Annotated in this window: 1 protein-coding gene; it reads right to left on the bottom strand. The window is 75.1% G+C overall.

The window, feature by feature from the left end; translation table 11 throughout:
- Positions 1–219: 219 nt before the first annotated feature.
- Positions 220–6,369 carry a type I polyketide synthase gene (locus tag OIM89_RS29220; RefSeq protein WP_264491743.1) on the bottom strand — a complete coding sequence of 2,050 codons (6,150 nt, stop codon included), beginning with the start codon at positions 6,367–6,369 and terminating at the stop codon, positions 220–222.
- Positions 6,370–6,386: the final 17 nt, after the last annotated feature.

Here is a 6,386-nt window from a genome sequence, read left to right as displayed (position 1 = left end):
TGGTGGGGGCGCGGGTTCCGGTCGAGGCGGGTTCTCCGTCCGAGGTCTGGTGAATTCCCTCGACGGTTTCCGATATCGGCGGGGCGGATCGCCGGGCGGGGAATTCGCGACGGCGGAGGGCGGGACGGCTCGGGGGGGGCCGGGCCCGCTCGGTCCCGGGGCCGACGAGGCCCCGCTCCGTCGGGGGTGACGGAACGGGGCCTCGCGGGTGGGGGGCAGTCAGCCGGCGGGGGCGGTCTCCGGCTCGTCGGTGGCGGCCGTGGTCTCCAGGGCGGTCAGCCACGCGTCCATGAGGTCGGCGGCGGGGCCGGAGTCCTCACGGATGAGGGAGAGGTGGTCGGAGTCCAGGGGGCGGACCTCCGCGTCGGGGACGACCGGAAGGTACAGGCGCTCGGGGTCGGGGGCGGGGACGCCCTCGATGAGCGCCCGGGTGCACTTGATCTCCAGGACGGGGGCGGTGGTGGGGTGCACGTCGAGGGCGTTGAGGAGCACCATCCAGCGGCCCATGGCGGACAGGCGGGAGTTGGTCAGGCGCACCGGGGAGTCGTCGACGGCGGTGAAGTTGAACTTCATCATGCCGTTGTAGTCGACGCCCTCGTCGCTCTTGTGCTGGATGCTGAGGGTGTCGAGGAGGACGACGGCCTCGGGCCGGATGCCCCAGACGTGTTCCAGGACTCCGGCCGCCGCGTAGGCGAGGGAGCCTCCGGAGGAGTGGCCGACCAGGACGAAGGGCTTGCCGTCGGCGGCCTGGAGGGTGCAGTCAGCGATGATCCGCGCGGCCGCCTCGGCGTGGGCGGGCAGGGCCTCACCGGTGTTGAAGCCGATGAGGGGCAGCGCGGTGACGTCGCGGCGGCCGCGGAAGTGGCCGGAGAGGGTGGCGTACTGGTGGACGCCGCCGTTGGCGGTGGGGGCGCTGACGCATACCAGGCGGGTCGGTGCGGGGCCCTCGGAGAGCGTCACCGGCCAGGGCAGGTCCTCCAGTTCGGCGGTCACCTCGAAGGAGGGGCGCAGCGCCGCGACGGTGGCGAGCATCCGCTGTGCCTCGCGCACCTTGCCCTGGGCCAGGCCGTCGAGGAACAGCCGCTCCATGGAGTCGTTCTCGGTGGGGCCCCCGGCGGCGCCGGTCTGCGGGGCGCCGCCGCCCTGCGCGCCGAGTTCGGTACGCAGCCAGGCGGTGAGCCCGTTCGGGGAGCCGCTGTCGTAGACGATGCTCGCGGGGAGCTGGAGACCGGTGACCTCGCTGAGCTTGCGGCGCAGTTCGATACCGATCAGGGAGTCGAAGCCGAGCTCCAGGAAGTCGCGGTCGGGGTCGATCTCCGAGGTGTCGGTGTGGCCGAGGAGGGCGGCGGCGCAGGCCACGACCGTCTCGCGCAGGGTGGTCTCCTGCTCCCCCGCGCCGAGATGCGCGAACTCCTCGCGGAAGGAGGCCGCGTCCAGGACGCGGGCCGGGGCGTCGGTCGTGGCGGAGGCGGTCCGGCGCGGGGGACGGACCAGGCCCCGCATGAGCGGCGGCACCTCGTCGAGGTGGGCGGTGGCGGGCGGTGCGGCCAGGTTGGTGGCGACCACCAGCGGCTCGCCGAGCGTGAGCGCGGTGTCGAGAAGGTCCAGGGCGCGGTCGCCGGGCAGGGTGTCGATGCCGCCGGAGCGGATACGGCGGCGGCCGGTGTCGGTGAGGAGGTCGCCGGCCATGCCCTCGTCGAGGTCCCACGCGCCCCAGGCGACGGAGAGGGCCGGCAGGCCCTGGGCGGCCCGGTGCTGGGCGAGGGTGTCGAGGAAGAGGTTGGCGGCGACGTAGTTGGCCTGGCCGGCGCGGGCGGTGACGCCTGAGATGGAGGAGTAGAGGACGAAGGCGTCGAGGCCGAGGCCACGGGTGAGGTCGTGCAGGTGCCAGGCGGCGTCCGCCTTGGACCGCAGGACGGTGGCCAGGCGGTCCGGTGTGAGGGAGGTGACGACGGCGTCGTCGAGGACTCCGGCGGCGTGCACGACGGCGGTGAGCGGGTGCTCGGCGGGGATGCCGCCGAGCAGTGCGGCGAGGGCGTCGCGGTCGGAGACGTCGCAGGCGGCGACGGTGACCTGGGCGCCGAGGGCGGTCAGTTCCTCGCACAGGGCGGCGGCGCCGGGGGCGTCGGGGCCCTGGCGGCCCGCCAGCAGGAGCCGGGTGGCGCCGTGGCGGGTGACGAGGTGGCGGGCGGTACGGGCGCCGAGGGTGCCGGTGCCCCCGGTCACCAGGACGGTGCCGCCACGGGTGACACCGAACGGGTCGGTGTTCTCCGGACCGTCCTGGGGCGTGGGCGGGGGCAGTTGGGTGAGGCGGCCGACGAGGACCTGTCCGTCGCGGACGGCGGCCTGCGGCTCGTCGACGGCGAGGACGGCCTCCAGGGGGAACGGGGCGCCCGGTTCGACGTCGACCAGGGAGAAGTCGGCGGGGTGCTCGGCCTGGGCGGTGCGGACCATGCCCCACACCGCGGCCCCGGCCAGGTTGGCGGCCATGTCGCCGGGACGGGCGGCCACGACGCCGCGCGCCACGAAGACCAGCCGTGCGCCCGCCGGGCGGGGGCCGTCCAGCCACTCCTGGACGAGGGCGAGGGTGGCGCGGGTCGCCTCGTGGGTGGCGGTGACCGGGTCCTCGCCGCCGTCGGGGACGGGTACGAGGACCTGGGTGCCTGCCTCGGTGACCTCGTGAAGGCCTGCCAGGACGGTGCCGGTGCCGAACGGGTCGGTGCCGAGGGCGACCCGGGGGCCGGCGACGGCGGGCCCGGTGGGTTCGGCGGGGACCCAGTCGAGGCCGAGGAGCGTGGAGCGGTCGGTTCCGGGCTTGAGCAGGCGAGCCGCCCCGGAGGGCCGCAGGGCCAGCGACTCGACCGACAGCACGGGCCGGCCGGCGGTGTCGACGGCGGCGATGCTGACGGTGTCCTCACCGGCCTTGGTGATACGGACCCGGAGCCGGGCGGCCCCGGAGGCGTGCAGGGTGACGCCGGACCAGGAGAAGGGCAGGAGCCCTTGGTCGGCGTCCTTCAGCTCGACGTACTCCACGGCGTGGAGGGCGGCGGTGAGCAGGGCGGGGTGGAGGCCGAAGAGGGCGGCGTCGTCGGCGCGGGCGGGGAGTTCGAGTTCGGCGAGGACCTCGTCGTCCCGGGTCCACACGGCACGCAGCCCTTGGAAGAGCGGGCCGTACTCGGTGCGCTCGTAGAAGCCGTCCAGGTCGACGGGGGTGGCGTCGGCGGGGGGCCAGGCACTCTGGCCGAAGGCGACCTGGCGTGCTCCGGCGACCAGGACGCCGGTGGCGTGCTGGGTCCAGGGCTCGTCGTCGGCGGCGTCCTCGGGCCGGGAGTGGATGGCGAGCGGGCGGCAGCCGGCGGCGTCGGGGGGGCCGACGCCGACCTGCACGGAGGCGGCGCCTCGCGGGTCGAGGACGAGCGGAGTGGTGAGGGTGAGTTCCTGGACGCGGCCGCAGCCGGCCTGGTCGCCCGCGCGGACGGCGAGTTCGAGGAAGGCCGTGGCGGGGAAGAGGACGAGGCCGCCCATGACGTGGTCGGCGAGCCAGGGATGAGTGCGCAGACCCACGCGCCCGGTCAGCAGGACGCCCTCGGAACCGGCGAGGGAGACCGCGGCCCCGAGCAGGGGGTGCTCGGCCGGGGTGAGTCCGGCGCCGGGGAGGTCGGCGGCGTGGGCGAGCGGGCGCGGCCAGTACCGGCGGTGCTGCCAGGCGTACGTGGGCAGGTCGGTGCGGCGGGCGCCGGTGCCGGTGAACCAGGCGCCCCAGTCGACGCGGACGCCCGCGACGTGCAGCTGGGCGAGACCGGTGAGCAGGGCTTCCTGCTCGGGCCGCCGGGAGCGCAGCGCCGGGGCGGCCACGGCGCCGGGACCGCCGTCGGGCGTGTCGAGGCTCTGCCGGGCGAGGGCCGTGAGGACGCCGCCGGGGCCGATCTCCAGGTAGGCGTCGGCTCCCGCCTCGGCGAGGGCGCGGACGCCGTCGGCGAAGCGTACGGTCTCGCGGACGTGCCGCACCCAGTACTCGGGGTCGGTGAGCTGACCGGGCTCCGCGAGGGCGCCGGTGACGTGGGAGACCACCGGGACGCGCGGTTCGGCGTAGACCAGTGAGCGGGCGACCTCGCGGAAGGCGTCGAGCATCGGCTCCATCAGCGCCGAGTGGAAGGCGTGACTGACGGACAGACGCTGGACCTTCCGCCCTTCGGCCTCGAACTCGGCCGCGAGGGCGGCCACTTCGCTCTCGGGGCCGGACACGACGACGGAGTCGGGACCGTTCACGGCGGCGAGGGACAGGCCGTCGGTCAGCCGGGGCGCCACCTCGTCCTCGGCCGCCCGCACGGCCACCATCGCCCCGCCGGAGGGAAGCTCCTGCATCAGACGGGCGCGGGCGGCGACCAGCGCGCAGGCGTCGTCCAGCGAGAGGACCCCCGCCACATGAGCCGCCGCGATCTCCCCGACCGAATGCCCCGCCACGAACTCCGGCGAGACCCCCCACGACTCCACCAGCCGGAACAGCGCCACCTCCACCGCGAACAGCGCGGGCTGCGTGTACCCGGTCGCATCCAGCAGCGCCGCCGCCTCCGAACCCTCCTCCGCGAACAGCACCTCCCGCAGCGGACGCTCCAGCCCCGCGTCCAGACGGGCCACCACCGCGTCCAGCGCCTCCGCGAACACCGGGAAACGCCCGTACAACTCCCGGCCCATCCCCGCACGCTGCGAACCCTGCCCCGAGAACAGGACAGCGAGTGTGCGCTCGGTGGCCCGTCCTCGCGCGGCCTCGGCCGGTTCACTCTCGGGGCCCGCGAGGAGAACCGCACGGTGTTCGAAGGTGGAGCGTCCGGTGGCCAGCGAGTGACCGACGTCGAGCGGTGTGGGGCCGGTGACCGAGGTGACGCGGGCGAGTTGCGCGTCGAGCGCCTCGCGGGTCTTCGCGGACACCACCCAGGGGACGACGGTGGGCCTGGCGGCGGGCGTCCCGTCCTCGGGCGCCGCGGGCTCCTCGGGCTCGGGCGCCTGCTCGATCACGACGTGGGCGTTGGTGCCGCTGATGCCGAAGGAGGAGACCCCGGCGCGGCGTGGGCGGCCGGTCTCGGGCCAGACGGTGTTCTCGGTGAGCAGGCGGACGTTGCCCGCGCTCCAGTCGACGTGGCTGGAGGGCTCGTCGATGTGGAGGGAGCGGGGAAGGACGCCGTGCTGGATGGCGAGCACGGTCTTGATGACGCCCGCGACGCCGGCGGCGGCCTGGGAGTGGCCGATGTTCGACTTCACCGAGCCGAGCAGCAACGGCCGGTCCTCGGGCCGGTCCTGCCCGTACGTCGCCAGCAGCGCCTGGGCCTCGATCGGGTCGCCCAGCGGGGTGCCTGTCCCGTGTGCCTCCACGGCGTCCACGTCGGCGGCGGAGAGTCCGGCGCCGGCCAGTGCCTGGCGGATGACGCGCTGCTGGGACGGGCCGTTGGGGGCGGTCAGACCGTTGGAGGCACCGTCCTGGTTGACGGCCGAGCCGCGCACGACGGCCAGTACCTGGTGGCCGTTGCGGCGGGCGTCGGAGAGCCGCTCCAGGACGAGGACGCCGGCGCCCTCGGCCCAGCCGGTCCCGTCGGCGGAGTCGGCGAACGCCTTGCAGCGGCCGCTGGTGGAGATGCCGCCCTGGCGGGTGAAGCCCGAGAAGCCCATCGGGGTGGACATCACGGTGACGCCGCCGGCCAGCGCGAGGCCGCACTCGCCGTTGCGCAGCGCCTGGGCCGCCAGGTGGATGGCGACCAGCGAGGCGGAGCAGGCGGTGTCGACGGTGACGGCGGGCCCGGCGAGGTCGAAGGCGTACGACAGGCGGCCGGAGACCACGCTGGCGGTGAGGCCGGTGGTGGCGTGGCCCTCGGCGTCCTCCCGGGAGTTCATGACGACACCGACGTAGTCGACACCGGCCGTGCCGACGTAGACGCCGGTGCGGCTGCCACGCAGGGAGACCGGGTCGATGCCCGCCCTCTCCACCGCCTCCCAGGTGGTCTCCAGCAGGATGCGCTGCTGCGGGTCCATGGCGACCGCCTCGCGGGGCGAGATCCCGAAGAAGCCCGCGTCGAAGGCGGCGGCGTCGACGAAGCCGCCCTCACCCGCCGCGCTGCTGCCGGCCCCCTCACCGTTCAGGGCGTCGAGGTCCCAGCCGCGGTCGGCCGGGAAGGGCGCGATGCCGTCTCGGCCCTCCTCCAGGAGCCGCCAGTACTCCTCGGGGGTCGCGACGCCTCCGGGCAGTCGGCAGGCCATGCCGACGACCGCGATGGGTTCGCGGCGGTGGGCCTCCGCCTCCTCCAGCCGCCGACGGGTCTTGTGCAGATCGGCCGTGACCCACTTGAGGTAGTCGACGAGCTTCTTGTCATCGGGCATGACGTGGGGAACCTTCC

This window comes from Streptomyces sp. BI87 (genome assembly GCF_025957665.1).
Classification (GTDB): Bacteria; Actinomycetota; Actinomycetes; order Streptomycetales; family Streptomycetaceae; genus Streptomyces; species Streptomyces albidoflavus.
The sequence above is the reverse complement of the archived record's forward strand: the minus strand, read 5'-3'. Positions and strand labels throughout refer to the sequence as shown.

Bases quoted from the DNA above. Each gene is read 5' to 3' on its own strand.
- OIM89_RS29220 (WP_264491743.1), bottom strand. From the start codon at position 6,369: ATGCCCGATGACAAGAAGCTCGTCGACTACCTCAAGTGGGTCACGGCC.